The organism is Marivirga sp., assembly GCF_035704835.1.
GTDB lineage: Bacteria > Bacteroidota > Bacteroidia > Cytophagales > Cyclobacteriaceae > Marivirga.
In genome coordinates this window covers 82,213-108,054 of sequence record NZ_DASSWQ010000023.1, presented here as the reverse complement: position 1 = coordinate 108,054, position 25,842 = coordinate 82,213, and the positions used below count along the sequence as shown (strand labels likewise).

At 33.1% G+C, this 25,842-nt stretch carries 28 protein-coding genes; 14 read left to right on the top strand and 14 right to left on the bottom strand.

From position 1 onward, the window contains the following. Nucleotides 1-2: 2 nt before the first annotated feature. A complete protein-coding gene (locus VFM92_RS04140; RefSeq protein ID WP_325120931.1) occupies nucleotides 3-893 on the top strand; it encodes a 3-hydroxybutyryl-CoA dehydrogenase in 891 nt (296 codons plus the stop codon). After that, entirely contained in the window at nucleotides 893-1,114 is a 222-nt protein-coding gene (locus VFM92_RS04135; protein ID WP_325120930.1) for a DUF3820 family protein, read from the top strand. Before VFM92_RS04140 ends, VFM92_RS04135 begins: the two co-directional genes overlap by 1 nt. A 445-nt stretch (nucleotides 1,115-1,559) precedes the next feature. Here VFM92_RS04135 and VFM92_RS04130 read toward each other — a convergent pair whose 3' ends face one another. The 8 genes from VFM92_RS04130 to VFM92_RS04095 form a co-directional block, all read right to left on the bottom strand. After that, the gene (locus tag VFM92_RS04130) at nucleotides 1,560-2,582 is read right to left on the bottom strand and encodes an LLM class flavin-dependent oxidoreductase (RefSeq protein WP_325120929.1); all 1,023 of its coding nucleotides are present in this window, start codon (nucleotides 2,580-2,582) and stop codon (nucleotides 1,560-1,562) included. A 75-nt stretch (nucleotides 2,583-2,657) separates the two neighbouring features. Beyond that, nucleotides 2,658-3,074 (bottom strand): exosortase F system-associated membrane protein, encoded by a 417-nt coding sequence (locus VFM92_RS04125; RefSeq protein WP_325120928.1) that lies wholly within the window; start codon nucleotides 3,072-3,074, stop codon nucleotides 2,658-2,660. Beyond that, nucleotides 3,064-3,588 carry an exosortase family protein XrtF gene (xrtF, locus tag VFM92_RS04120; protein ID WP_325120927.1) on the bottom strand — a complete coding sequence of 175 codons (525 nt, stop codon included), beginning with the start codon at nucleotides 3,586-3,588 and terminating at the stop codon, nucleotides 3,064-3,066. Before xrtF ends, VFM92_RS04125 begins: the two co-directional genes overlap by 11 nt. Next, nucleotides 3,585-4,214, bottom strand: coding sequence for a NeuD/PglB/VioB family sugar acetyltransferase (locus tag VFM92_RS04115; protein ID WP_325120926.1), 630 nt, complete (start codon nucleotides 4,212-4,214; stop codon nucleotides 3,585-3,587). Before VFM92_RS04115 ends, xrtF begins: the two co-directional genes overlap by 4 nt. Before the next feature lie 5 nt (nucleotides 4,215-4,219). After that, nucleotides 4,220-4,816 (bottom strand): acetyltransferase, encoded by a 597-nt coding sequence (locus VFM92_RS04110; protein ID WP_325120925.1) that lies wholly within the window; start codon nucleotides 4,814-4,816, stop codon nucleotides 4,220-4,222. 181 nt (nucleotides 4,817-4,997) lie between these two features. Beyond that, nucleotides 4,998-6,995 (bottom strand): OmpA family protein, encoded by a 1,998-nt coding sequence (locus VFM92_RS04105; RefSeq protein ID WP_325120924.1) that lies wholly within the window; start codon nucleotides 6,993-6,995, stop codon nucleotides 4,998-5,000. A gap of 60 nt (nucleotides 6,996-7,055) precedes the next feature. Beyond that, complete coding sequence (locus tag VFM92_RS04100; protein WP_325120923.1) at nucleotides 7,056-8,156, bottom strand: mechanosensitive ion channel family protein; 1,101 nt, start codon at nucleotides 8,154-8,156, stop codon at nucleotides 7,056-7,058. Then, complete coding sequence (locus VFM92_RS04095) at nucleotides 8,153-11,083, bottom strand: hypothetical protein (RefSeq protein WP_325120922.1); 2,931 nt, start codon at nucleotides 11,081-11,083, stop codon at nucleotides 8,153-8,155. Before VFM92_RS04095 ends, VFM92_RS04100 begins: the two co-directional genes overlap by 4 nt. Nucleotides 11,084-11,313: 230 nt before the next feature. Between VFM92_RS04095 and floA the strand changes: the two genes are divergently transcribed. Next, entirely contained in the window at nucleotides 11,314-12,201 is an 888-nt protein-coding gene (floA, locus tag VFM92_RS04090) for a flotillin-like protein FloA (protein ID WP_325120921.1), read from the top strand. 358 nt (nucleotides 12,202-12,559) lie between these two features. Here floA and VFM92_RS04085 read toward each other — a convergent pair whose 3' ends face one another. Both VFM92_RS04085 and VFM92_RS04080 read right to left on the bottom strand, forming a co-directional pair. Further along, nucleotides 12,560-13,948 (bottom strand): sodium-dependent transporter, encoded by a 1,389-nt coding sequence (locus VFM92_RS04085; RefSeq protein WP_325120920.1) that lies wholly within the window; start codon nucleotides 13,946-13,948, stop codon nucleotides 12,560-12,562. A 248-nt stretch (nucleotides 13,949-14,196) separates the two neighbouring features. Beyond that, nucleotides 14,197-14,928 (bottom strand): hypothetical protein, encoded by a 732-nt coding sequence (locus VFM92_RS04080; protein WP_325120919.1) that lies wholly within the window; start codon nucleotides 14,926-14,928, stop codon nucleotides 14,197-14,199. 86 nt (nucleotides 14,929-15,014) lie between these two features. Here VFM92_RS04080 and VFM92_RS04075 point away from each other — a divergent pair, with 86 nt between their 5' ends. Continuing rightward, entirely contained in the window at nucleotides 15,015-15,818 is an 804-nt protein-coding gene (locus tag VFM92_RS04075; protein ID WP_325120918.1) for a thioredoxin family protein, read from the top strand. Between the two features lie 59 nt (nucleotides 15,819-15,877). Here the strand turns inward: VFM92_RS04075 and VFM92_RS04070 are convergent, their stop codons facing one another. Then, nucleotides 15,878-16,405, bottom strand: coding sequence for a hypothetical protein (locus VFM92_RS04070; RefSeq protein WP_325120917.1), 528 nt, complete (start codon nucleotides 16,403-16,405; stop codon nucleotides 15,878-15,880). Between the two features lie 121 nt (nucleotides 16,406-16,526). On the opposite strand from VFM92_RS04070, the gene VFM92_RS04065 reads away from it, so the two are divergent. The 10 genes from VFM92_RS04065 to VFM92_RS04020 all read left to right on the top strand — a co-directional run bounded on the left by VFM92_RS04065 (nucleotide 16,527) and on the right by VFM92_RS04020 (nucleotide 22,073). Then, nucleotides 16,527-16,868: a PadR family transcriptional regulator gene (locus VFM92_RS04065; RefSeq protein WP_325120916.1), complete on the top strand. Its 342-nt coding sequence runs from the start codon at nucleotides 16,527-16,529 to the stop codon at nucleotides 16,866-16,868. Next, entirely contained in the window at nucleotides 16,865-17,536 is a 672-nt protein-coding gene (locus VFM92_RS04060) for a hypothetical protein (RefSeq protein ID WP_325120915.1), read from the top strand. The genes VFM92_RS04065 and VFM92_RS04060 overlap by 4 nt, the downstream gene beginning before the upstream one ends. Then, a complete protein-coding gene (locus tag VFM92_RS04055; protein WP_325120914.1) occupies nucleotides 17,533-18,201 on the top strand; it encodes a hypothetical protein in 669 nt (222 codons plus the stop codon). Before VFM92_RS04060 ends, VFM92_RS04055 begins: the two co-directional genes overlap by 4 nt. Next, the gene (locus tag VFM92_RS04050; protein WP_325120913.1) at nucleotides 18,198-18,848 is read left to right on the top strand and encodes a hypothetical protein; all 651 of its coding nucleotides are present in this window, start codon (nucleotides 18,198-18,200) and stop codon (nucleotides 18,846-18,848) included. Before VFM92_RS04055 ends, VFM92_RS04050 begins: the two co-directional genes overlap by 4 nt. A 163-nt stretch (nucleotides 18,849-19,011) precedes the next feature. Beyond that, nucleotides 19,012-19,422: a 6-pyruvoyl trahydropterin synthase family protein gene (locus VFM92_RS04045; RefSeq protein ID WP_325120912.1), complete on the top strand. Its 411-nt coding sequence runs from the start codon at nucleotides 19,012-19,014 to the stop codon at nucleotides 19,420-19,422. Beyond that, a complete protein-coding gene (gene folE, locus VFM92_RS04040; RefSeq protein ID WP_325120911.1) occupies nucleotides 19,382-20,092 on the top strand; it encodes a GTP cyclohydrolase I FolE in 711 nt (236 codons plus the stop codon). The genes VFM92_RS04045 and folE overlap by 41 nt, the downstream gene beginning before the upstream one ends. A 150-nt stretch (nucleotides 20,093-20,242) precedes the next feature. Further along, on the top strand, nucleotides 20,243-20,953 hold the full coding sequence (locus VFM92_RS04035; protein ID WP_325120910.1) for an SDR family oxidoreductase: 711 nt from the start codon (nucleotides 20,243-20,245) through the stop codon (nucleotides 20,951-20,953). Nucleotides 20,954-21,042: 89 nt separating this feature from the next. Continuing rightward, entirely contained in the window at nucleotides 21,043-21,483 is a 441-nt protein-coding gene (locus VFM92_RS04030) for a hypothetical protein (protein WP_325120909.1), read from the top strand. 8 nt (nucleotides 21,484-21,491) lie between these two features. After that, nucleotides 21,492-21,740, top strand: coding sequence for a hypothetical protein (locus VFM92_RS04025; RefSeq protein ID WP_325120908.1), 249 nt, complete (start codon nucleotides 21,492-21,494; stop codon nucleotides 21,738-21,740). 72 nt (nucleotides 21,741-21,812) lie between these two features. After that, the gene (locus tag VFM92_RS04020) at nucleotides 21,813-22,073 is read left to right on the top strand and encodes a hypothetical protein (RefSeq protein ID WP_325120907.1); all 261 of its coding nucleotides are present in this window, start codon (nucleotides 21,813-21,815) and stop codon (nucleotides 22,071-22,073) included. A gap of 131 nt (nucleotides 22,074-22,204) precedes the next feature. Here VFM92_RS04020 and hflC read toward each other — a convergent pair whose 3' ends face one another. From hflC to VFM92_RS04005, 3 genes are all read right to left on the bottom strand, one after another. Continuing rightward, nucleotides 22,205-23,146 carry a protease modulator HflC gene (hflC, locus tag VFM92_RS04015; protein ID WP_325120906.1) on the bottom strand — a complete coding sequence of 314 codons (942 nt, stop codon included), beginning with the start codon at nucleotides 23,144-23,146 and terminating at the stop codon, nucleotides 22,205-22,207. 28 nt (nucleotides 23,147-23,174) lie between these two features. After that, entirely contained in the window at nucleotides 23,175-24,164 is a 990-nt protein-coding gene (hflK, locus tag VFM92_RS04010) for an FtsH protease activity modulator HflK (RefSeq protein ID WP_325120905.1), read from the bottom strand. A gap of 68 nt (nucleotides 24,165-24,232) precedes the next feature. Continuing rightward, nucleotides 24,233-25,702, bottom strand: coding sequence for a M20/M25/M40 family metallo-hydrolase (locus VFM92_RS04005; protein ID WP_325120904.1), 1,470 nt, complete (start codon nucleotides 25,700-25,702; stop codon nucleotides 24,233-24,235). Between the last annotated feature and the right edge of the window lie 140 nt (nucleotides 25,703-25,842).

The window sequence follows — 25,842 nt, the reverse complement described above, 5'->3', positions numbered from 1 at the left end:
CTATGGAAAATATAGCAGTAATTGGTTCGGGAACGATGGGTAATGGCATTGCGCATGTTTTTGCTCAGAACGGATTCAAAGTTTCTTTAATTGATATAAGTGAAGCTGCCCTTGAAAAGGGAATGGCCACTATCGGGAAAAACTTGGATCGACAAGTTAAAAAAGAATTAATAGACGAAGCCAAGAAAACTGAAACACTAAAGAATATCACCACTTTCACCTCTGTTAAAAATGGAGCAAAAAATGCTGATTTAGTAGTAGAAGCTGCAACAGAAAATACTGACCTTAAACTAAAAATCTTTAAGGAATTGGATGAGGTTTGTGATGAAAAAACTATTCTGGCTTCGAATACCAGCTCTATTTCCATCACTAAAATTGCCTCAGTAACAAAAAGACCTGAAAAAGTAATTGGAATGCACTTCATGAATCCAGTTCCTGTGATGAAGTTAGTGGAGATTATCCGTGGATATTCTACATCTGATGAAGTGACTAACCGAATCATGGAAATGTCTAAGAAACTGGGTAAAATTCCTGAGGAAGTGAATGACTACCCTGGTTTTATCGCCAACAGAATTTTAATGCCAATGATCAATGAAGCAATTTTCAGCTTGTTTGAAGGTGTTGCAGGCGTAAAAGAAATTGATTCCGTGATGAAATTGGGAATGGCTCACCCAATGGGACCATTACAATTAGCTGACTTCATTGGTCTGGATGTTTGCTTGAGTATCTTGAATGTATTGCATGATGGATTAGGCGACCCGAAATACAGACCTTGTCCATTATTGATCAATATGGTGCAAGCAGGAAAATTAGGAGCTAAATCTGGTGAAGGCTTTTATGATTACAGCCATGGCTCCAAGGACCTGGTAGTTGCAAGCACTTTCAAAAAATAATGGAAGGATTAAATCCTCAAATATTAAATGATTTAGTCAAAGTAAAGATGCCCTTTGGAAAATACAAGGGCACTTTACTTTGTAATTTACCTGTCTCCTATTTGGAGTGGTTTAAAAGAAAAGATGGTTTCCCTCCTGGGAAATTGGGCATGCAAATGGAGACGCTTTGGGTGATTAAAACCAATGGCTTAGAGGATTTATTGAAGCCGCTAAAAAGATAACCACAACTTGTCCCCTAATATTCTTTGTTTTCATTTATCCACCAATCTTTTTTCTTGATAAAAAAGATTCAAAAAATCAAGAAAGTTTAATGCTTCTACCCACCAATACCTACGCTGGCTTGTCTACCCAAGCAGGCCCTATTCCCGAAAGCTTTCGGGATTCCTCCCTCCCGCATTTTTGAGTTCCTCGAAAGTGGTCGGGTTAATCCTTTTTTTACTTTATTATAAAATTCATATTTTGACCTAGAGGTTTGTTTTAATAACTGCAAATACTTAGTAAAAAGATTCTATACTATAGGCATCCCAGTGCGAGAATTTACTACTATTATAAAACAGGCTAGAGAATACTTCACGGACTTTGCTTGTAAAACTTATTCTTCTCATAGAGCATTAAGGGGTTTTGTATAACTTAGTGAAAAATCTTCGTGACCTTTGTTGTTATAAATCAGGAAAAATTCTCAACAGTCTCTCCTTTCATAATTTCAGAGAATATTTCATAAGATTTTACCCTTGCTTTATGGTCATAAATATGTGATGCCACAATCACTTCATCAACTCCGGTTTTCTTTAGAAATTCTTCCGTTTGATGTTGCACTTTTTCTCTACTCCCAACAAAAGCAAATTGCATCATTTTCTGAAAAGCAGGATGATTTGAGATTTCCTTTAACTCTGCAGTCATTTCTGTGGGAGGCTGCATATAATCCATATTATTTGTCATTACTCCTAACATCATCCTGATCATGGAAGTAGATAATTTTTCAGCTTCAGCATCAGTTTCGGCTGCAATAACATTTATACCCGCTATCGTATAAGGCTCTTTTAGGGTTTTAGAAGGTTGAAATTCATTATAGTAGATATTTAATGCTTCGAAAAGTTGTGTTGGTGCAAAGTGAGATGCAAATACATACGGTAACCCATTTTTAGCAGCTAAATGCGCGCTATCTGTACTTGAACCTAATATGAAAATAGGAACTTCCACTCCTTCTGCTACAGTAGCACGAACATTCGAACTTCTGTTATCCAAAGAAAAATAGCGTTGAATTTCACTAACCTCTTCAGGAAACTTATGCACAGATTGGTTTCTATCCGAACGAATGGCGTGAGCAGTTGTCTGATCTGTGCCTGGTGCTCTTCCTAATCCTAGATCAATTCTATTAGGATAAATGCTTCCTAGCGTGCCAAATTGCTCCGCAACAATCAGTGGAGAATGATTGGGCAACATGATTCCACCTGACCCTACTCTTATCTTTTGGGTGCCACTTGCAATGTGTCCAATTAAAACAGCTGTAGCAGAACTGGCGATGCTGACCATATTATGATGCTCCGCTAACCAAAATCTTTTATATCCTAAGTGTTCTGCTTTTTGAGCTAAATCAAGGCTATATTCAAAGGTTTTTTTAATACTTATGCCTTTACCAACACTGGCTAATTCTAAAATGGAATATGGAATATTTTTCAATTTGGACATGAATTTATAAATCGATTTTACTCTTAATCTAACTGTTAAATATATTTGGAGTTACAATTTTAGCAGGGAAAAAAATTAATTTTGAAGCTTCTGAATATATATGGCTGGAATTAGCAAAACCATTAAGGTAGGATTAATAATTAGCCGATGAATAAAACTAATATACATATGATCGATGGGTGTATAATACCTTAGAATAAAATAAGGAATTAAAAGGAAGAAAAAGCCAAATGCCTCAACTGCCAACCCAAATTTTACATATTTACGGTCATAGAATAGTCCATAGATAAGTAAAAGAACCAAATTATCATTCAAAAGAAAACGTATAATCCTGTTGATGATAAACTGATTCTGTGCATTAAAATTATCAGATAATAATAAACTATAATCAAAACGTTGACCAATAAAGATAACTCCCAAGCCTGTCAAGCTGATAATAATCAGAAAGACTCTTAATTTTCTATTCGGTTGTAATAAGTCTTTATTTATCATTTATTTTAAATATCCAAAGCACCCACATGCCGAATACAGCGATATAAATAAAGGCTGTAAACAAATATTTATGACTAAAATAAAGGAAATCAGGCATAGAAATGGTGACATGAAACAATAACAAAATTCTGAGAAGATTAAATAAATGAATGACTATCACTCCAAATGGAAGGAACCATAACATCCGTTTTCCTAACTTCCCATAGGCAATCAGGAAAGAAACAAAAATGATCATTACATTTAAGCCATTACAGCCTTCATAAACGGAAAGGATTGCCTGACTATCTTTAAAAATAAAAATGCTCTTCAAATCATCTTTAGGTCCGGTAGCTATTTTATCCTCATAAGAATCAATAATTGCAGCGGTCTGCTCCGTCACCCATTTGGTCATGAAATCTGCTTCGCCTTTTGACGCATCTAAATAAAAACCATACCCCACGTTAAGAATGATGTACAAGCCTATAAATTTGGCAAGAAAGTAAATAGATGGTTTAAAATCCTGATATAAACTCACTTTTCTAAGATTTTTGCAGGTACACCTATAGCCGTTTTATTGGCTTCAAGATTTTTAGTGAGCACACCACCAGCCCCTAAAACAGAATTTTCTCCCATTTCTACCCCATTCAAAACATTTGCCCCACTCCCTACAAAAGCACATTCTTTTAATTTCACATGACCTGCCAGATTGACTCCAGGCATTACTGAACTAAAATTTTCTAATTGACAATCATGCCCTACTGTGGCATTTAAATTTATTACTACAAAATCTTTCACCTTAATATTTGTGGTTAGGTTAGCTCCTGCACAAATTATACTTCCTGTTCCAACATTAATGATATCATTAAATATAGCAAAAGGAGAAACCACTTTAGAAAATTCAACAATCGGATTGGTTATTCTCTCCACTACTTTTTTTCGAACTTTACCATCTCCAATAGCTACCGCTATGGAAATGGGACTTTTCCAGTTATTAAGCTTTTCTGTATTACCAAGGTAAGATTTACCCAATTCAGATGATTTATCTTCATCATCAAAAAAGCCTAAAAAATGGTAAGAATAACCTTTTTTAATAAGCTGCTGTACAATTAAGTTTACTTCTCTACCGAAGCCACCTGCACCATATATAGCGATTTCTGTCATTTAAATTATTTTTTTATCACCTTGGCGGGATTTCCAACCGCTACAGAGTTATCAGGAATATCTCCTACTACTACCGCCCCTGCTCCTATAGTGCACCATTTCCCAATTTTTACTAGTGGAATAATAGTCGCTCCAGCCCCAATCAAAGTTCCTTCTCCTACCTCTACACCGCCACAAAGTGAAGCATTCGGGGCTATATGCGTGTAGTCACTTAATCTACAATCATGGTCTACACTCGCAGAGGTATTAATAATCACATGCTTTCCTATTTTAGTGTCTGCATTAATAATAGTTCCTGCCATCACAACAGTTCCTTCCCCTATTTCTACATGAGACCCAATATTCGATTTATCATGAATTGCAGTACCAAATTCAGCTTTGGATAATTGCCCAACAACCTTTTGACGAATATCATTTTTACCAATCGAAACAATGCACTCCTCAACAGTAGCCTCGAAATCTCTAGTTTTTCCTATGACAGGAATACCCCAAAGCTCTTTTTTGGTTTCATCTTCATCGTAAAACCCCTTTACCTGAACTCCTTTTGATAAAAGAATATCTACAATCACTTTTGCATGTCCACTTGCTCCGAATAAGTACATTTATATTTTTATAGATTTTAAGTTATAGCCACATTTTATCAATTACAAAGATTACTGTCGGTAATGTTACTGTATTTAAATCAAATTTAGCTCTACATTATTTCCTTTCACTTTTATTCCTAGAAATTTGTAAAGGATTTACGTCCTATTTCCTAACTCCATCTCCTAACTTCTAACTCATTTAATCAAACACAATGTCAAATTCTACCCTCCTGTTTTTTGCCCTGCCTTCGGCTGTATCATTGCTTTCTACAGGCTGCATTTCACCATAACCCACTGCATCTAATCTTAAAATAGCAATTCCCTTATCCATCAAATATTTTTTGGTGGCCTGAGCTCTTTTATGCGACAATAATAAATTTGCATCATCATTACCTTGGTCATCAGTATGACCTGAAATTTTCAAATTATAATCAGGATTTTCTTGCATTACCGTCACGACTTTATCCAAAATCGGTAATGATGTTTCTCGAATTACATCTGAAGCTAATTCAAATTCAATTCCTTCTAAAGCTTCCTTAAGTACTTCTTTTGTTTCTTTGGTAATTTCTGGGCATCCATTGTTTTCTGCAACACCAGCTAGAGTTATACAATCATCTTCCGTATCAATTATTCCATCTCCATCGGTATCTTTTGGTTTAGGCTTTTTCCAATTCATGCTAATAATTTTTATAGCAATTCGGTCCTCTAACTTTATCCCGTTTTTTAAAGCAACCCCTGCAATAGAAGTAAATGCATTTTTTTCTCCAGCTCCCTTTATTTTCAAACGGTCTGGATGAATCCCCTTTTGTTCAAAATATTCGGCCACTGCTTTAGCCCTATTGTAAGAAAGCCTCTCATTTTCTGCCTCCAATGGAAATTGGGATGTATGCCCCACAATTTCAATTTGCATTTTGGAGTTGCTTTGCAGAATAGAAGCAAATCTATCTAATTCATAGTAGGCATCGAACCTAAAAATATCAGCATTAGTTACGAAAGTAATATGATGGACGGGAATTTCAGAATTGACTGCAATAGGCACCATCCCTAACTGTTGGTCTTTTTCTAAGTATTCATCCAATTTGGTCAAGTCCTGGTACTGAAGAATACCAATATAGCCTCTCTTCACAGGAAGATATTGATAAAGAACACCCTCCTCTAAAATATGAGAAAATCCATTTTCAGTATTAGAAATTACATCTTCATTTTTTTCATAATTACTAGTATTGACAAATTCAATTTCTGCTTCCAGCTTTTCATTATTTATCAAATCAACCACCACACCTCTTAACAATAATACAGGGTCTGGCCGAAATTTATAAGGCAATGTCATCTGATAAATATCCTTAGAGTTTGCTACGCTTCCTTTTGTGGTCACAAAATAGGCATTCTCTCCTGCTGCATCTATGGTATAATATGCTTCAAATTCAGATGAATTTACATCGGTGCCTAAATTTTCAGGCTTTGACCAATTTTGCCAGCTATCATCTAATCTCTTAGAATAAAATATATCGGCATCTCCATACCCATTATGACCGTATGAGGCAAAAAAAAGGGTTTTATTGTCTGCTGCTAAGAAAGGTGAAAACTCTGGGGAAGAAGAGTTTATTTGCCTACCCAAATTCACTGGCTTTGACCAATTTCGCTCATCAATACGAAAACTGATATACAAATCTTGATCACCATAACTTTCTTCCGTTTCAATAGCCAATAAAAGTGTTCGTTCATTATTGGCTAAATAGTAATCAATATACTCATTTAGATTATAAAACTCTTGAATATTAATCATCTCTGGATATTGCCAACGACCTCCTCTTCTATGTGAAATTGAAGCACCATCTAAAACATCGCCATATTCATTATAAGCATTTAGGATTAGCATCGTATTACCATCTGGCGTTACTGAACTTACTCCATTAGGATATTTATCATTCAATGGCTCCCCTATATTTCGTGCTAAAGACCAATTTCCATTGGTTTTTTGTGATCGGTAAATATCTTGAGGATCATTCGCTCCATCATAATTATCTGGATAATTTTGCCTCGCAAAAAACAAAGTGTTTCCATCTGGTGAAATAACAGGCTTAGTTTCTTGATATGAAGAATTAACCGAAGAACCCAAATTTTTAGGAGCCTCATTTTGAGCTTTCGACTGATTCAGAGAACAAGAAATAATTAATAATAATGAAATTAGGCGCATTTTTAATTTTTATGCAAATTACTCAAATATGACCATTTTAAGAAAGTAATTAATTATTCTTTAAAATTTACCATCCAAAACTCCCACTTTCACTAATTCCGTTATGATTAATTCAGTCATATCACTTTTAAATTGGAATTCATCGCGGATATCCATTACATATGCTTTTACTCTCATTTTATAATAAGAATGATGGTTGTTGACTTCATTGAAGAAGTGTACTGTAATCGGTTTACCAAGATAAATATATTTTGAAATCGTAGCTGCTTGAGTTGCAATTTCTCTGGTTTTAATAGGGTCTATCGTTAAAGGTAAATAAATTTCAGACACCACCTGACAATTCGGTTCTCCTGCATTGGAATTCGATAATGAGCTATTCATCATAACTGCATTGGGTACTGAAACTAACGAATCATCTGGAGTCACAATTCGAGTTGACCTCAAACCAATCTCTACCACCTCTCCATAATATTTATCTACTTCTATTTTATCACCAGAAACAAATGGCCTGTCCAACAAAATAACTATACCTCCAAATATATTCTTTAAAATATCTTGAGACGCAAAACCAATAGCTACTCCTATAGAAGCTGATACAGCCAACATGGAGGCAACTGAAGGCTGGTAGATTACTACAATGATGAGGCTAATTACAATAACCCATCCAACAATCTTTACAATCGGAATAGAGCCTTTAAATGCAATTCTATATTTGGTGCTTCGCTCCGCTAAAGCATTTAATATAAAGCTGATAACTTTAATAACTATAAATCCGAATAGAAAAAAAACAACGGTATAAAAGATATTTCCATTGGAAATTAAGTTAGATAACTCTTCTATTTTGTTTTCTTCAAATCCGTCAGCCTCTTGTTCTTTTTCAGTTTTTATAATTAATGTGTCTGCATCAAATTCTTGCTCTGAAGTTATATTTACTTTTTTATCATCCTTAAGACTGTCAATCTGTAATTTTGAGGAATCTACCTTTATAACCGGCTTAAGAACATTTTCTTTTTTCGATTTTACTGCCTGAGTTTCAGTCTTAGGTTTTTTTACAGATGATTCTAGCTTTTGAGTCAGGGTGGTATCCTGCGCTTGAACAATAAAAATTGTATTAAGCCCAAAAAGCATTAGCAGCATCAATTTTATTTGCCCAAATTTCATAGTAAGTTTTTGGATTTAAGAAGTTGAACCGTATTTCTATAGATAATAGGATTGACCAAATACTGATTTTCTTTTTCAATTAGCACGCCATCTTCCAACAATTCTAGAAGTAAAAATTTAGACTTGGTTAAGCTATAGGACAATACATCGGCAACCTGACTCAATTTAAGACCATCGTGCATGATTAAAGCCTGAAGCACAAAAACTCTATCATGTTTTAATGACGATAGGAAGCTTAAATCAGGCTTTTTAAAATTTTTAATAAAAATCGTCTGTTCATCTACTTTTTTAGTAGATAATAACCAAAACATCAATGCCATACTGATATTACTTTTGGCAAATTTATTTAAGTCTTTAAAAAAGCGTTCTTTTAAATACTGCTGTCTTTCAGTGTCATCTAGCTTTTTAAATTTCTTATCATTTAGGTCTTTATCCAGTGCTTCAAACTTAATTTTAAATCCACTTATTCGATTTCTCTTAATAATTAATTGACTAATTTCATTATCACTTAATGGTTCCAACGGTATATGGTAGCTAAAAAAGGCACTCATTTTTAATGACTTTTCTAAATAATTAAAAGTATAAATTGACATAGTACCAATCCAAAATACATTTTTTTGAGTGGCGGTCATAATGTCAATAAATTCCTCTAGGGCTTTTTGCCCATGTATTTCCCTTAAAAATAATTTTTGCAAATTTTCATATATAATGATCCGTTTCTTACCAGAATTCAGATGGTCAATGATGGATTGCTTATCTGTCAATCCTATATCCAAAAGCTCTGAAAAACTTTGAAATAAAAATTCAGCATTAGGATTATTAAATTTCAATTCAAAGCGCAAAGGAACATAATTGAATTTAATGTTTTTCACCGCATAATTCACTATGGATGTCATTCCACTCCATTTCTCTGCAGTTATTAAAACGGATGCATATTTCCCAGCCACCCAAGCATGATAAGCTTTAGAAATTTTATCAATTTCCCCTTCTCTACCTTCAAATAACACCATGTCCGTTAAAGGTTCAATGGCATATAATCTTTTATAAATTACAGGTAATCCATCAATCACTTGATTGGACTCATTCAGAAAATCGGAAACTGCCCTGTTAGGCTCATTTTCAATAGAAGCAGATAGAAACCGCTTGAAAAAATCATCCTTTAGCCCAATAAATTTTTGGTAATATTTGACCACTATTTTTTTCTCAAGCTCAAAATAATGTTTTATAAAATACAGAGCTTTTTGACTAAGAGCTTCGGATTTCCTGAAGGCTTTAGCTTTACTAATCCTCATTTTTAAAGCAGAAACCTTTTCATTCTCCTTTAACTTCTGTAATTCTTGAATCAACTCATCTCTCAATTTCTTAAGTTCAGCTTGAGCATTTTCAATTAATTCTTGAATCTGCGTATCAACGTCTTCCGCAGTATTTTCAGCACGTTTAAAGCCATCTAAAATTATGGTGCTAGCCTGATCTTTTTCAGACTCTGTGCTTAATGAATTAGATCCAGAACTTAGTACATAATGAACAATTTCATCAATATCACCTACTTTGATTAATAACTCTCCCGTTCTTTGAAAAATATTACTTTTCAAAGCTTCCAGCTTATTACTTAATTTAGGTTTCAATTCAAAAGATAATAATTCATAATTAGAAATAGATGAAAGCTCATTGTCTTCTAAAGGAATAATAAAATCATTTGATTTCGTTACCACATAATCATCTGCAAGTTTCTCGATGCGATCACCTATCAAATGCTCCAATCTATCCATTTGATTGAGAATAGAGTTTTTAGATAAACTCTCCTGCATTTTCTGGATCAATCCTTGGTCTAATTGCCTATTGGTAATATATTTTACCTGAGTAATCTTTTTAGAAATATCTTCATTCTCATTTCCTTCTTCATTAAAGGTAGTTTGAGCTTCATTTAAAAATGATTTAATTGGATTAATGAAATTCTCTTGAATTTTATCATTCCAATCGCCAACATTATTATTTAAACCATTAATACTTTTTTGTAAAAAATACTGAAGGGCTGAAAGTTCAAGCTCAGAGCGCCAATCTTCAAAAAGTGCATGTATAGTATTATTCCAATGTTGATGCTTTCTGCCAAATTGTTTTTTGAATTGCTGAAAATCCTTTTCAAGTCTACTTGGATTTAGTAATTTCCTATTATATTCAATTGTACCAACTAACTCAAACTCCTCTTCATAAGATTTACATGAAAGCAAGTACTGGTCATTGATTTGTGACTTGATGGCTTTTAGAAAATCATCTTCAAATCCGAATTCTAAATGCTGAAATTCTGAAGAGTCATCCTCATGCGATACATCTTCAAATTCTCTCATTTTAACCAAAGAAGCAGTAAATTCTTTTAAAATTTCCTGATTAAATTCATTCAATTTGGTTAGATACCCATTAAAAAAATGCCTTTCAAATAAAGCCTTTGCATTGACTTCATGCTTCCAGTATTTTAGTGATTTTTTATTCTTTCGGAAGAGATTAACAATATGAAAAGGCAATTTGCTTAAGCTAAAGAGCAAAATTATAAAAGGCTTTCGCAGTTTCAGATTTAAACTATCTTCTTTCTGAATGCTGAATCTGTTCGAATTTTGCTCTTTAATAATCACATCAGGTACAGAGGAAATTAAATTATTGAACTCCGTTACTAAAGTAGCATGTAACTCTTCAAAATCTGATTCCTCAAGTTTTGGCCTTTCTGCAAATGTATTTTTAATAAATTCAAAAACTGCCTGTTTATATTCATCTTCCGCTTTAAAGTTCGTATCCTCGGATTTCAGGGGTTTATGCTCCTCTATAAACTTAAAAAGAGCGTATAAAAAATCCTTTTTTTGCTGAATTATTTTCTGGAAATACTCTTGCAAAAATAAATGCCATTGTGCTGCAAGCTGTTCTTGATTTTCTTCCATTAACTAAAGGGTGTGCACTTTTGAAATTTTACGCATTTTACCAATTATTCAATTCTGTTACAAGAAAAGAAGTGGGAAGTTAGCTGTTTAAGAGTTTCAATTGAGATAATTACAATTGACAAATTATCTAAAATTAAGTAGTGATCTAAGCTAAAATAAAATGCCGTAAGCAAGAAAAATATATGCAAGCAATTCACTACCTTTCCCTTCACTAAACAAAGCTTATAAAAATGCCATTAAACTCTATTATCTTACTAATTGCCATTTTGGTTGGCATTTGGCTCTTCTTATTCATATTTCCTATTAACATTTGGATCACCGCTATTTTTTCAGGCGTACGCATCAATTTATTGGAATTAGTTTTTATGCGATTTAGAAAAGTACCGCCTGTATTAATCGCCAATGCCATGATAAATGCCACTAAAGCAGGCATACTTGATGTTACCACCGAAGAAATGGAAACACATTATTTGGCAAATGGAAATCTACCCAATGTCATTAAAGCCTTGATTGTAGCGGATAAAGCCAACTTAGAATTATCATTTAAACAAGCCACTGCCATTGATTTAGCAGGAAGAGATGTCTTGCAAGCTGTACAAGTTTCAGTTACGCCTTACATGATTGTGGTTCCTGCTATTACTGGAGTTTCATTAGATGGTATACAGTTAGTAGCTGAAGCGCGAGTGACGGTAAGAACCAATTTGGGCAGATTAGTTGGTGGAGCAGGAGAAGAAACAATTAAAGCGCGAGTTGGTCAAGGAATCATCTCCTGCATAGGAACGGCTAAAACCTATTATGAAGTTTTAGAAAACCCCGAAAGTATATCCAAAAAAGTATTAGCAGATGGATTAGACGCAGGGACTGCATTTGAAATATTATCCATTGACATAGCCGATATTGATATCGGGAAAAATATTGGGGCATTTTTGCAAATTGATCAGGCTTCTGCAGATTTGAATATTGCTAAAGCAAAAGCAGAAGAAAGAAGAGCGATGGCCGTAGCCTTGGAGCAGGAAATGTCTGCTCGTGTGCAAAAAGCCAGAGCAACCGTTATCAAAGCAGAGGCAGAAATTCCAGTTGCTTTATCTGGTGCCTTCAGGACTGGCAGATTTTATTAAATTATGAGCAATTAATTATTGTGAATAATTCAATGATAAGTTTTTTAGAATACTAACTGAAATTCTTAATATTTAATTTTAAGGGTCGTTTGGTTAATATATCTTTTCTTCTCCGATCGGAGAAGGAATAAGAATGAAGCTTAATAAAAAGCTTAATTTAACGTTATTGATATTCAATTATAAATCTTGAGAAGTTAACCTTGAATGGTTTAGTTTTTAACAGCCAATCGCATATTTTGGAGTGTTTCAATTATAACCTACCCATAAAATACTCTCTAAACTCTTGAGGGATTCAATTAAATAAAAAAGGCTCAATTTCTTGAGCCTTTTTTTTGATATCAAGGAGATTTACTAATTCTTAGAATAAAGAAATATTGAAGAATATTTGTAGGACACTTATTATAAATATAGCTCCTACTACAAATGGAGATACAAATCTTACCATAAACAATATCATTTTTTCTAAAAATGTGCCTTCCAGTGCAGCATTTCCGAAGTATAGTTCTTTCTGAAAACCTTTATTTTTCCATGACCATCCCGCAAAAATAGCAATAAAAAATCCACCTAAAGGCAATGCCAAATCTGAGAATACATTCTCAAGAAGGGTGAAGAAATCTTTACTTTCCCCTCCATAATAAGTAAAATTGGTGAAGAAATCTGAAGCGCCTTGGGAAAGCATTGTTGGCAAGCCGACAAAGAAAATAAAAGTTGCAACAAAATAAACTGTCTTCTTTCTATTGGTTTTAAATTGGTCAGTTACAAATGCAACAGGCACTTCTAACAAGGAAACTGTTGATGTTAAAGCTGCAAAACACAATAGTAAGAAAAAAGAAGCTCCCACAAACGGACCAATTGCACCCATCGTTTCAAAAATCCCAGGTAAAGCAACAAAAACTAAACCTGGTCCTGCATTTGCTTCAATACTTGGTTGGCTAAATACCAATGGGAATATCATTAAACCTGCTAAGAAAGCAATGGAAATATCGGCTATAGTAATTAAAGCCGCAGCTCCAACAATACTGTCATCTTTACCTACATAAGAACCATAAGTAATTAAAGCACCCATACCTAAAGATAAAGAAAAGAAAGCTTGTGCTAAGGCTGTATAAAATGTATTTGCAGTAATTTTACTAAAATCAGGTACTAAATAAAATGATAATCCGTCCATGGCACCATCCAAGGTTAATCCATAAGAAATTAAGCCAATCATCATCACTACCAATAATGGCATTAAAATTTTGGTCCATCTTTCAATTCCTTTTTGAACACCACCTGCTACAATTAAAGCAGTTAGCACCATGAAGGCAATAGAATAGAAAAGATTGTCCGTAATATTAGAAACAAAACTTCCGAAGTAATTACCATAATTAACTCCATCACTTAGTAATCCTCCGAAACCAATTTGAATGAAATAACCGAAAGCCCACCCAGCTACTACATTATAGAAACTAAGAATCATGACACCCGATAAAACACCCATTAAACCAACTAGTCCCCATCTACGATTACCAATTTTCTTAAATGCTCCAAATGGATTTAGTCTTGTGTTTCGGCCAATAGCTGTTTCAGCTAACATAATAGGCAAACAAATTAAAAGTCCACAAGCTAAATAAATTATTAAAAATGCAGCCCCTCCATTTTCACCAACTTCATAAGGGAACTTCCAAATGTTACCCAAACCTACTGCAGAACCTGCAGCTGCTGCTATAAAACCTAAACGGTTAGAAAAACCTCCTCTTGATGCCATGAATTAATTTTTAGGTCGTAAATATATAGGATAAATCCAAAAGCACAATATGAAATATGTATGGATGTAAAGAAATTGTTATAAATGGGTAAATTTTAGACTTTAAAACCAGGAATTAATCGTTTTTGCATTAAAAATGTAAGCCCAAAAGTAGTAAAAAATGAAAAGCTACTATATAAAATAGCTACAGTACTTAAAGCAGGATCTTCCATCACCCGATTGGCTATAAATAACGCTAAAACACTATTCTACAATCCCATTTCGATTGCAATTGTGTAATTGGCATCATGGTTTAACCTCATCATCTTGCCCATCTTGTATCCAATAAGTATGGTAACAATATTGAAAATGACCAGTGGAATAAGCAAATTAAGATGATTAAAATAAATAATCTCTTTATTATCTTCTTCTAAAAACACAACAGCCAAAAGTGCAATAATTAAGATAAATGGTAAAAGGTATTTTAAAGGTTTCTTAATAGGACGAGTGAAATTTTCTGAGGAAAACTCGTTCACTAATATCCCTATTGAAACTGGAATTATGACAGTATAAAACACCTGAGCAGTAGTTTCCCGAAAATTCAACTCTACAGATTGGTCTTTTCCTAAAAATACATTTAGGCTTAATTGAAGTATTGCAGGGATAGTAAATAATATGATAAAGCTATTAAAAGCTGTCAAAGAAATAGATAAAGCTACCCTTCCTCCTAATAATTTGGTCACTAAATTAGAAGCAGTACCTCCAGGACAAGCTGCCAAAAGCATCAATCCTATTTTATAAATAGGATCAATAGGCCAAAAATAGACTAACAATATACCTATTAATGGAATAAGAATCATCTGACTAATCACACCTGTAATTACTGCTTTTGGTTGTATAAAAACCCTATAAAAATCTGTGAATTTTAATTCTAGGCTTATTCCCAGCATAATAAGTGCAATGGCAAAAGGCATTATAAAATCTACAAAAGATTGTTGCATGTATTCAAATTAAAAAAAATCATTTAAGACTTTGATAAAACACAACTAATCTATTAATTTGTCTTATCAACATATGTATAAAAATTATGAAACTATCTAAACTCTTAATTACGCTAATCTTTTTTAGTAGTTCGGTGGCCTCCGCTCAAGTAAATTGGTTAAATAATGAAAAAATTGCAAAAGCAATTGCCACAGAAAAAGACCAATTAATTCTAATGGATTTTTGGGCGACTTGGTGTGGTCCGTGCAGAAAAATGGACAGTGAAATGTGGAACACGGAGGAATTTAAAGCATTCTCTAAAAACTTTGTTGCTTTGAAAGTGGATATTGACTCAAATCCATCCTTGGCACGTTCTTTCAATGTAACTTCAATTCCACACGTGGTTTTAACCACTGCTACGGGCGAAATTGTATGGCAACAAACGGGTTACAGTAATTCTTCATACTATAAGAAAGTACTCGAAAAAATACCTGAAAATTTAAATGGTCTTAATCTGGAACTCGTGCAACTCAAAGATAAGTACCAAGATGAAGTTTATTTTTCAATTGGCGATAGCTTTCATCAATTAGCATTAGAGGCATCTGATGATTTGAAAAGTGGCTTTTTCTCCTTGAGCGATAACTATTATAAAGAAATCACAAAAAATAGTGGCGATAAAGTAAATGTTGCCATGGCTGAAATGCGATTGCTTTTGAATGATGCCTATGCAGGAAGATATAATAGAGCAATAAGGAAAATTGATAAAATTGACCTGTACAAAAATCAGGATTTAGCAGAAATGAAACAGTTTATTAAAGCTTATTGCTTCAAATGCGATGGCGATACAGAATCTTTCGAATCAGCTAAATCTTTGATAAAATCTGAGGAATATCTCTCAAAATTGGAGTGATTTTCAATCTTAACCCTTAACGAAAAGGACTTGCTTATTTTTAGCAAGTCCTTTTTTAGTTATTTTGAAAAATTCTGATTGAAAACTTTGCCGTCTGAAGGAACTTCAATTTTTATAAACTGATGTTTCGTAGTTTGATGACAAGCATTACAGGATTGAACTAATAATTTATAAGAATCTGTAAATGCAGTTTTATCTTTTTTATGAATTGATTCTTCAACCTTTTCAAAATTTGGATTTGTCATTGTTCCTACTAGCGCAGAAATATCGTATCCCTCATCAACCACTTTAGCATTTTCAATCTCCTCAATGGTTTCCTCTATCTCATGAGCATAAAATTCAGATAATTCCCAGTTTTCACTACTACCCGCTAAATATAATTTATGACTATACCTCTGCATATAGCTCATGGCTTTAGCTAATTCATAGTGGCTTTCCTCTTCTTCTGTTTCTTCCATACTTGATTGTACGGTCTCATTTATTTCTGCTTCAATATTGCTGTTAAGTTCTGCAATGCTAATGTAATTCATTATTCCTATCACTAGTGCTATTAAAGCTAATCCACCGCTTAATAAATTTCTATTCATCGTTTTTTGAATTTATGATTTATGACTTTCCAAAATTAGAATTGTTTTGAAGAAGAAAAAATTAGAACAAAAAATTATACCTAATTTGCTTATGCATAAGGAAATTTTGTATAATTGCAGTATGGCAAATCAACAATTGATAAAGGGAAGTCTTTCTACTATTGTTTTGCATCTTTTGCAAAGCTCAGGAGAAATGTATGGATATGAAATTACCCAAAAAGTGAAGCAGCTTACTGCAGATGAAATAAAATTGACTGAAGGTGCCCTCTATCCTACCTTGCACAAATTAGAAGCTGAAGGCACACTTACCACCGAAAGCAGAAAAGTGGATGGGAGAGTAAGAAAGTATTACAGGCTAACTGAGGATGGCAAGAAAGCAACAGCTGATAAAATGGAAGAGTTGGAGGCTTTTTTACTGAATATGCAACGCGTATTGGGACTTAACCTAAAAATAAGCTCATGAGAACCTTATCAAGAGAACAAAAAGAACAGTTGGCTAATCATCTAGCAAAGAAGCCTATTGAATACATTGAGTTATACAATGAATTATATGACCACTATGCATCTTCTTATGAAAACGGGAACAAACAGTTTGAAGAAGTATTAAGAGAACTTGATCAACACTTTGACTATCAAAAGGTAAAAACAATCAATGCTAATTTATTGAAAAAGACTAAAAAGTCTGTGAATGAAATTTACTGGAAGGAATTTAAAAACTTTTGGCGTTGGCCTCAAATTGTAAGCACTTTAGGGTTTTTACTATTTGGCTTAATTATATTAGAATTCTTGCCGATAAAAGTAGTGATGTGGTCTGTCATAATACCACTACTAATCTTTAATGTCATTTTAACTTTTTATGGTTTAATTTTAAAGCACAGACATAAATTTGGTAATAAAAAGTTTGATTCTGCACATTATCAAGCTACTCAACATTATTTAAACTTACCAACTAGTATATTTAATTTGTCAATATTTTTACCCATTATGACTTTACAGTCTTCCTTATCAAGAATTCAATTTTACGAGAAATATTCTGTGCTATTATTATTACTCATGATGACGTTTTTTACGGCAGCCTACATTGGATTTAAAGTCTTCAGAACTAAAATTAAAATGCAATACTTACGATGAGAACTTTAACATCAGAGCAAAAAAAACATTTAGCTGAACATATAGCTAAAAAACCTATCAAATACATTGAGTTGTACAATGAATTATTTGATCATTATGCTTCAGCTTATGAAAAAGGTGAAAATGACTTTGACACCACCCTAGAAGCTTTAGATCAAGAGTTTGATTATTATAAGCTTGTGAGTATAAATAGAAATTTGGTTGGTAAAACCATGAAAACAGCTAATAAAATATACCTCTCAGAATTTAAAAAGTTCTGGCGGTGGCCACAAATTATTTCAACACTAGCTATAATTTTTTTAGGGTATACACTTATAGAAATACTTCCAATGAATTTAATTTTTTGGTGTATCCTAATTCCACTTTCAGTATTTACAATAGGAATCCCTGCTTACGGATATGTCCTGTCTAGATTGAAAAAATATGGAAATAAAAGACTTAATTCTGCTCATTTGAGCGCAACTACGCATTTTCTTATTCTTCCAACTTCAATTTTCAATATGTCAGCAATGTTACCATTATTTCTTTTAGAACCCTATCAGCCTACGCAAGAGTTTTATGTACAATATCCATTGGTGCCTTTATTTATGATTTTGTTATTCCTTTCATTAATCCACATTGGATTTAAAGTATTCAGATCTAAAATCAAAGTGCAATACCTATGAAATTATCGGCCGAACAAATAACTCAAATTAAATCTTGGATTTCCAAAAGAGGATTTACCCATACAGATGTCCAGTATGAAATTTTGGATCATGTAGCCTCTGCTATTGAAGATAAAATGGAAGAAAAGCCTGAATTAGACTTAGAAGAAGCTTTTGAAGAAGTGCATAAATCTTTTGGTGTTTTAGGATTTAGTACGATAGAAGACGCTATATCATCGAGAGTACAAAAAGAAGTATTTAATGCTTATCTTAATGCTGGCAAAAAGATTTTGACGAGCTACAGGGTCTTTTTACCTCTGCTGATTATTTTTAGTTTAATTTCTGTTTACCAACAATTGCCAGAATATTTTGAAATGACCACGCTAATACTATTTAGCACTTTCGTCTTGACAGCCGTCATTTTTATCATAAAGTTGTATGTGCAGAAAAACGAAATTAGAAAATATCGAAGTTTTCAAATAGCCATTAGCTTTGCATTAATCATAACAGTTAACATACTTAGCATACAGACGAATTTGATTACAAATCTTCACCCCAATTATAAAATGGTTGCTTACAGCTTCTTAATTATAATCGTTTATTCAATTTTTCTGGGTACGAGGCAAATGATTAGAAAAACCAAAAAATTACATCATCTCTATCAGTAAATTTTTAGTTAACATTTATTATCTGTCTCTTAATCGACATATGAGTGTAGCAGAAATCTACAATCAATAATATGTTTAACTTTTTAATATATTTATTAAACACTTCTAACTCTTTCGCGTTATTGCCGTATATTTGACCTTCAATAAAATAATTAAAGCACACATGAAAGTAGCTGTCTTTAGGAAAGAACATTTTAATGCCGCCCATAGGTTAAACAATCCAAGCTGGTCGGAAGAGAAAAACCAAAAAGTTTTCGGCAAATGTAATAATCCTAATTTTCATGGACACAATTACGAGTTAATAGTAAAAGTGACTGGTGAAGTTGATCCTGAAACTGGCTATGTAATGGATATGAAAGTATTGAGCGATTTGATTAAAGACAGAGTATTGAACAGATTTGACCATAAGAATCTAAATTTAGATACGGAAGAGTTTTCTAATCTCAATCCTACTGCAGAAAACATTGCTATCGTGATTTTTAATTTGCTGAGGGAAAAAATTGATTCTAACAAAGAGTTAAGAATCAGGTTATATGAAACTGAAAGAAATTATGTCGAATACCCAACAGAATAAAGATTTGAAAGATTACAGAGAATTTGAAGATTTAGGAGACGATCACGTAGCTTCTAATTTTGAAACTCCACTTAGAGCGGATGCTTTCGAAATGGATGATGAATTGAAAATGGAAATGATTGCCAAACATTTTAAGGAAATCATGCACATTTTGGGTATGGATTTGAGCGATGACAGCTTGAAAGGAACGCCTAATCGAGTAGCAAAAATGTATGTGAAGGAAGTTTTTAGTGGGTTAAACCCCAAAAACAAACCACAACCGAAGCTATTCGAAAATAAATACAAGTACAGTCAAATGTTGGTAGAAAAAGATATAACGTTCTATTCTCATTGCGAACATCACTTTGTGCCCATTTATGGGAAAGCCCATGTTGCTTACATTTCCAGTGGAAAAGTAATTGGATTATCAAAAATAAATAGAATCGTTCAATACTATTCTAAAAGACCACAGGTTCAAGAAAGATTAACTGTTCAAATTGCTGAAGAACTACGAAAAGTGATGGAAACTGAAGATGTTGCAGTCGTAATGGATGCCAATCATATGTGTGTCTCATCGCGTGGTGTTGGAGATACCAACAGCAGAACTGGTACTTCCTATTTTGGTGGTAAGTTCAATGACGAAGCAACTAGAAGAGAGTTTTTGGATTATATTAATTCTCCGAACAAATAATAGCGCTAAATTATCCAATTCAAAAGCCAATTGATAAACTCAGTTGGCTTTTTTTATAGCCTAAAAGTGATAAAATTGAATATAATATCATTAATAAGGCAAACAATTAAACTATCAATGGGTTTAAAAGAGGAACTCAAATCAATATAAATGTCATTCGAAAATAAAAATATTTTGATAGTGGGCGCTAGCTCAGGTATAGGATTAAGTCTAGCTAAAAAATTACAAGAAAAAGGAGCTAATTTAATTTTAGCTTCAAGAAATAAACCAGACTTAGATGGTGATTTTCAATATATCAAGTTAGATGTTTTGGATATGAACGATGAGCTAAAAGATCTACCAGATACACTTCATGGATTGGCTTATTGCCCTGGGAGCATAAATCTAAAACCTTTTCAAAGTATTAAAGAAAATGATTATATCAATGACTTCAGATTAAATACAGTGGGAGCAGCAATGGTCATCCAGCAATCTTTAAAAGCATTAAGAAATGCTAAAGGTTCAAGTATAGTGTTATTCAGCACAGTAGCGGCAAATACTGGCTTATCTTTTCATGCTTCAATTGCTTCGGCTAAGGGCGCCTTGCAAGGTTTTGGATTGAGCTTAGCAGCAGAATTAGCTTCCAAGCAAATTAGAGTTAATATGATAGCACCCAGTTTAACGGATACTCCATTAGCAGAAAATCTTCTATCAAATGATGATAAAAAAGAAGCATCAAATAAGAGACATCCTATTGGCAGATATGGTAAAGCAGAAGACATTTCTAATGCAGCAACATTTTTATTAGACAGCGAAAATAGCTGGATAACAGGTCAAATATTGGGAGTTGATGGTGGAATGGAAAAAATTAGAAATATTTGAAAAACTATAAAACAATTAGAGCCATTATATGTTAAAACATTGAATTTTTTAACAATATTAATTTTTTAAACCCCAATAAATTAAAAATTATGAGCAACGAATCAGAAACTTTGAAGGATAACTTGGTAACCCACCACAAAGGAACACACGCTAAAATTTCATTTGTAGAAGGGAAATCTGTAGCAGTAGTTGAGGCAACTAGCACTTATATTCCTATTGAAGAATTTAAAAAGATTTTTAGTGAAATAGGGAAATTAGTTGATTCTAAAAAAATCACAAAGTTAATTTTTGATAAAAGAAAGCTTACAGTTTTTCACCAACCTTCGATGGAATGGTATTTTACGGAATGGAAAGAACAAATGTGGCATAAAGGTTTAAAAACACACAGAAAGATTTTGCCTGATAACAAAGTTTTTCAACAGAGTGTGAAAATTGGAAGAGAGAAAATTAAGGAAGAACATCCTAAATTGAAATTTAATGAAATGGACATTCAGTATAAAAATACTGTTCAGGATGCTATTGACAATTAAGTAATTTTATGCCTAAAATTAGTATTGAAGAGCTTAAAATAGAACTAGAGAAATCAAAAAAAGAGATTGTACTCTTAAATTCTAAATATGAAGTTCAAGTAGGAGAATTGAAAAAAGAAGTTTCTTATTTGAAAGAACAATTAATGGCTCAACAGGATATGCTGAAAATGGCTGTGGATTATGCTGATAAATTGGGGAAGGAATTAAAGAATTTAAAGAAACGTATTGATTCAGGTAATTTTCAAAGTATACATTAAAATTGAATATATAGACTGAATCCATATTTCATCCATCCCAAACAATTTTGATATACAATTTATTTTAATTGCATGAGCAGAATTCCAGAGTCATATTATTTTTATAAAGACGAGCTAAGGCGTGTAAAGGAGGAGAAAGCTAAATTAAAGAAAGAATACGAATCTAAAATTAATGGCTTAAATGATGAAATTTCCTACTTAAAAGAGCAAATCTTTGCTCAGCACACTATGATTGAGCAATCAATTGAATATGTCATGAAATTAGAACAACAAATAAATACCTTTGACTTAGAAATCTCATCAAATAATAAAGATAAGGACAAAAAGAAATAAGAATTAATTTCAAGAAACGATTTAAAAAGCATCTAAAAATTAGATGCTTTTTTTATGGCTGATTTTTAGATAAAAAGCATTTGCCTGAGGTTGACAAATGCTTTTGAACAATTATAATTATCAAAATCGGTTTAATTCATGGACTTCAAATATTTATACAAATCGCTATCAGTAGATAAAATAATAGTTGTTTCATCATTAAATGTTTTTTGGAAAGTTTCCATTGACTTTACAAATGAATATAATTCACGCGAAGCATTATTTTTATTATAAGCATTCGCATAAATAGCAGCTGCTTCTGCATCTGCTTTTCCTTTTATCTCTTCTGCCACCCTAAAGGCTTCCGATTGGATTGTAAGTAGTTCTTTTTCCTTCTCTCCATTAATTCTTGATGCTTCTCCCTGCCCTTCTGAACGAAATTTATCAGCAATTCGAAAACGCTCACTCTTCATTCTTTCATAAACCTGAGCTTGAACTTCTTCTACATAGCTTATCCTCTTAAATCTAAAATCTAAAATTTCAATTCCTAAATCTTGGGTTTGAAGGTTAGCTGATCTTTGGATACTTCTTTGAATGCTATCTCGACCTACATTAATTTGCACCAAACTATCTTCTACAATTTCACTTATAGCTCCACTTGATATTGGAGTTCTATTGCTAGTTCTTACGGCTTCTTCTAAATAGTTATTAGCAATGAAATCACGAGTTTCGCCATCTAAAATATCATCCAAACGAGACTGAGCGCCTCTTTCATTTCTCAAACGTTTGAAAAATTGCAGTGGATCAGTTATTTGCCAGCGAGCATAAGTGTCTACAAAAATGAATTTTTTATCTTTTGTGGGAACTTGATTTGGATCTCCATCCCACTCTAAATATCTTTTATCAAAGAAATTTGCAGTCTGTATAAATGGAATTTTAAAATGTAATCCTGCATCTTTAACTGCATTTCCGATTGGTCTGCCGAATTGGGTGATGATTACCTGTTCGGATTCCCTAACAATATAGGCACTTTGAGCAATTGCTATTAAAGCCACTACTGCTATAACTATTATGAATATTAATGATTTTTTCATATCTGATATTTCAATATTTAAAAAATAATTACTGATTTACAGCTTTACTTGATTGTGTAGCCATATTTAATAATGGCAATACGTTTCCTCCTTCTTCATCTGTAATGATTTTATCTCCTAACTTGGGCACTACTTCCTGCATGGTTTCCAAGTATAACCTAGTTTTTGTAACATCTGGAGCTTTTATATATTCACCGTAAAGAGCATTAAACCTAGCCACTTCACCTACAGCATTATTCACTCTTTCTATTGCATAACCTTCTGCTTTTTGAATAGTCTCTTCTGCCTGACCTCTGGCTTTGGGAATTACCTTATTGTATTCTGATTTCGCTTGGTTAATTAAGGTCTCTTTCTCTTGTTGTGCTTCGTTTACAGCATTAAAAGCTGCTCTTACTGGCTCGGGTGGCGTTACATCTTGTAAAACTACTTGTTCAATCCTTAATCCTAACTCATATTCATTTGAAATCTCCTGAATTAAAATTTTAAGTTTTGCTGCAATTTCTGCTCTACCCACTGTAAGTACTTCATTTACTGTTCTATCTCCCACTACTTGTCTCATTCCAGATTCAGAAATATCTCTTAAAGTTTCTTCTGGATTTCTTACCCTAAATAAGTAGCTATAAGGATTATCAATTCTGTATTGAACAACCCATTCAACATCTGCCAAATTCAAATCACCAGTCAACATTAAAGACTCCCCTTCTGCACCGCGTATTGTAAAAGTAGACTGAACTCCAGCACTTGTGGTTCTAAAACCAAACTCTTGCTTTTGTTGACGCTCTACAGGTACTTTTATTACTGATTCTACAAAAGGAATCTTGAAATTTAAACCAGGCTCAAGTGTTCTATTATATGCCCCTAGTCGAGTTACAACACCCACTTCTTCTGCTCCTACCTGAAAGAAGGTACTAATAACAGCTGCCAAAACTACTACCACTACAATTATCAAGCGGATATTTTTTACTATTTTATGAAAGGACTCTTTTGCTTTATCCCCATCAAATTCAAATTCTGCCATAAATATTCTTTTATTGGTTAATTATTCTTCCTTTAATTTAAAAATTGTTAATTCGTAATTATTAATTATCACTCTCCCCATTTCCATGAGTTCCCCAATTCCAACTCTTCTCTTAAACCTTGCTCAATTAAAAATTCCTTAGTTTGCTCAAAATCTAATTTTTTAGCTGGTATTTCATTTTGATTCGCTAATTCCCAGAGGAACATCCCACTTAATCGAACCGTATTTTCAAGGTGTTCTTTATTTACTAAATCAAAATCATCTCCATTAGAATGATAATAGCTATAAACTTTGCTTTCTAAATTCCCAACTAATCCTACAATCGGAACTCCTTCCATCATGAATGATTGATGGTCACTATGCAAACCTGCAGTATTGCCGTTCATATTTTCATAACTTGAATCAACAGATTGAATTTTTTGACCAATCGCATTAAAAATTGGTACCATTTCTTCTCGACCAGCAGCGTTAAAACCTTTAGGATTTCCACTCATATCAATATTCATCATATAGGCCACATTTTCCAACTTCCCTTCATTTGCCAGCATTTTCACCATTTCTTTAGAACCAAGCAAGCCTTGCTCTTCACCCATAAACATTACGAATTGAATATTTCTTTTTGGTTTTAAATCCAGAGCTTTATAGGTCCTTGCAATATCTAAAATAGCAGCAATCCCAATTCCATTATCAATTGCGCCTGTAGACAGATCCCAACTATCTAAATGCCCACCAATGATTATATTTTCATTTGTTTCTTCGACTGCCGGAAGTGTAGCAATTACATTTCTTGATTTAATTATTTCACTGGTATTGCTCATTTGAATATGAGCAGAAATCTCCTTACCGTTTTTAAGTTTTTCTTTCAATTCCATGCCCTTTTCATAGCTAATACAAATAGCAGGAATATCAATCAGGCTGCCAGTTGCAGATGCAGTTCCAGTTAACAATACCCCACCAGGAACTTGATTTGAAATAATGATTCCTTTTGCACCATATTCAATTGCTAAAGCAGTTTTCTCAGAACGATGAATATTATTTAATCCTTCAGGACTTCCGTCCAAAATACCGATATACACTAAAGCTATTTTCCCTTTAATCTCGTTTTTAAGGCTATCAAAGTCAGCTCTTAATCCATTATTTACATCAATGACTTGACCCTGAACATCAGCTGAAACGGGAGAATGACCCAAAGATACCACTTCTTCTACTTCTTCATTATTGATTTCTAATCGGACTGTATCGCGAGCCCAGGCCTCAACTTCAAACTCATGGTACCTTACGTCCTCGTATCCATAAGACTTCAATAACTCATAAGTATACTCTTCAGCTTTAGCTCCATTTTCTGAGCCAGTTAACCGATGTCCAATATCTGTAGTGATTTTTTCTAAATTTGCGTAAGCCTTACTATTTTTTCGAACTTCTTGATTAATAGCACTTAAAACATTTTCTTCCTCTTTTTGATTAGTATCACATGATATAAGAAGGAAAATAGAAAGGCTGTAAAGTAGTGATATAATAATTTTTGATATATTTTTCATTTAATTTCAAAAATTGAAGTTAGGCAAATCTAAGAACAATATTGAAATTCCAATGCACCCTTAATAAAAAAGCCTGCGCTAATGAACAGAAATCAATTCATTCCTATTATAATATAAAGTATAAATTGATTTATGGATAT

Bases quoted from the DNA above. Each gene is read 5' to 3' on its own strand.
- VFM92_RS04055 (WP_325120914.1), top strand. From the start codon at position 17,533: ATGAGAACTTTAACATCAGAGCAAAAAAAACATTTAGCTGAACATATA.
- hflC (WP_325120906.1), bottom strand. From the start codon at position 23,146: ATGAAAAAATCATTAATATTCATAATAGTTATAGCAGTAGTGGCTTTA.
- VFM92_RS04105 (WP_325120924.1), bottom strand. From the start codon at position 6,995: ATGCGCCTAATTTCATTATTATTAATTATTTCTTGTTCTCTGAATCAG.
- VFM92_RS04085 (WP_325120920.1), bottom strand. From the start codon at position 13,948: ATGGCATCAAGAGGAGGTTTTTCTAACCGTTTAGGTTTTATAGCAGCA.
- VFM92_RS04020 (WP_325120907.1), top strand. From the start codon at position 21,813: ATGAGCAGAATTCCAGAGTCATATTATTTTTATAAAGACGAGCTAAGG.
- VFM92_RS04045 (WP_325120912.1), top strand. From the start codon at position 19,012: ATGAAAGTAGCTGTCTTTAGGAAAGAACATTTTAATGCCGCCCATAGG.
- VFM92_RS04070 (WP_325120917.1), bottom strand. From the start codon at position 16,405: ATGAATAGAAATTTATTAAGCGGTGGATTAGCTTTAATAGCACTAGTG.
- VFM92_RS04110 (WP_325120925.1), bottom strand. From the start codon at position 4,816: ATGTACTTATTCGGAGCAAGTGGACATGCAAAAGTGATTGTAGATATT.
- hflK (WP_325120905.1), bottom strand. From the start codon at position 24,164: ATGGCAGAATTTGAATTTGATGGGGATAAAGCAAAAGAGTCCTTTCAT.
- VFM92_RS04005 (WP_325120904.1), bottom strand. From the start codon at position 25,702: ATGAAAAATATATCAAAAATTATTATATCACTACTTTACAGCCTTTCT.
- VFM92_RS04060 (WP_325120915.1), top strand. From the start codon at position 16,865: ATGAGAACCTTATCAAGAGAACAAAAAGAACAGTTGGCTAATCATCTA.
- VFM92_RS04025 (WP_325120908.1), top strand. From the start codon at position 21,492: ATGCCTAAAATTAGTATTGAAGAGCTTAAAATAGAACTAGAGAAATCA.
- VFM92_RS04125 (WP_325120928.1), bottom strand. From the start codon at position 3,074: ATGATAAATAAAGACTTATTACAACCGAATAGAAAATTAAGAGTCTTT.
- VFM92_RS04095 (WP_325120922.1), bottom strand. From the start codon at position 11,083: ATGGAAGAAAATCAAGAACAGCTTGCAGCACAATGGCATTTATTTTTG.
- VFM92_RS04065 (WP_325120916.1), top strand. From the start codon at position 16,527: ATGGCAAATCAACAATTGATAAAGGGAAGTCTTTCTACTATTGTTTTG.
- floA (WP_325120921.1), top strand. From the start codon at position 11,314: ATGCCATTAAACTCTATTATCTTACTAATTGCCATTTTGGTTGGCATT.
- VFM92_RS04035 (WP_325120910.1), top strand. From the start codon at position 20,243: ATGTCATTCGAAAATAAAAATATTTTGATAGTGGGCGCTAGCTCAGGT.
- VFM92_RS04050 (WP_325120913.1), top strand. From the start codon at position 18,198: ATGAAATTATCGGCCGAACAAATAACTCAAATTAAATCTTGGATTTCC.
- VFM92_RS04030 (WP_325120909.1), top strand. From the start codon at position 21,043: ATGAGCAACGAATCAGAAACTTTGAAGGATAACTTGGTAACCCACCAC.
- folE (WP_325120911.1), top strand. From the start codon at position 19,382: ATGAAACTGAAAGAAATTATGTCGAATACCCAACAGAATAAAGATTTG.
- VFM92_RS04100 (WP_325120923.1), bottom strand. From the start codon at position 8,156: ATGAAATTTGGGCAAATAAAATTGATGCTGCTAATGCTTTTTGGGCTT.
- VFM92_RS04130 (WP_325120929.1), bottom strand. From the start codon at position 2,582: ATGTCCAAATTGAAAAATATTCCATATTCCATTTTAGAATTAGCCAGT.
- VFM92_RS04115 (WP_325120926.1), bottom strand. From the start codon at position 4,214: ATGACAGAAATCGCTATATATGGTGCAGGTGGCTTCGGTAGAGAAGTA.
- VFM92_RS04140 (WP_325120931.1), top strand. From the start codon at position 3: ATGGAAAATATAGCAGTAATTGGTTCGGGAACGATGGGTAATGGCATT.
- VFM92_RS04080 (WP_325120919.1), bottom strand. From the start codon at position 14,928: ATGCAACAATCTTTTGTAGATTTTATAATGCCTTTTGCCATTGCACTT.
- VFM92_RS04135 (WP_325120930.1), top strand. From the start codon at position 893: ATGGAAGGATTAAATCCTCAAATATTAAATGATTTAGTCAAAGTAAAG.
- VFM92_RS04075 (WP_325120918.1), top strand. From the start codon at position 15,015: ATGAAACTATCTAAACTCTTAATTACGCTAATCTTTTTTAGTAGTTCG.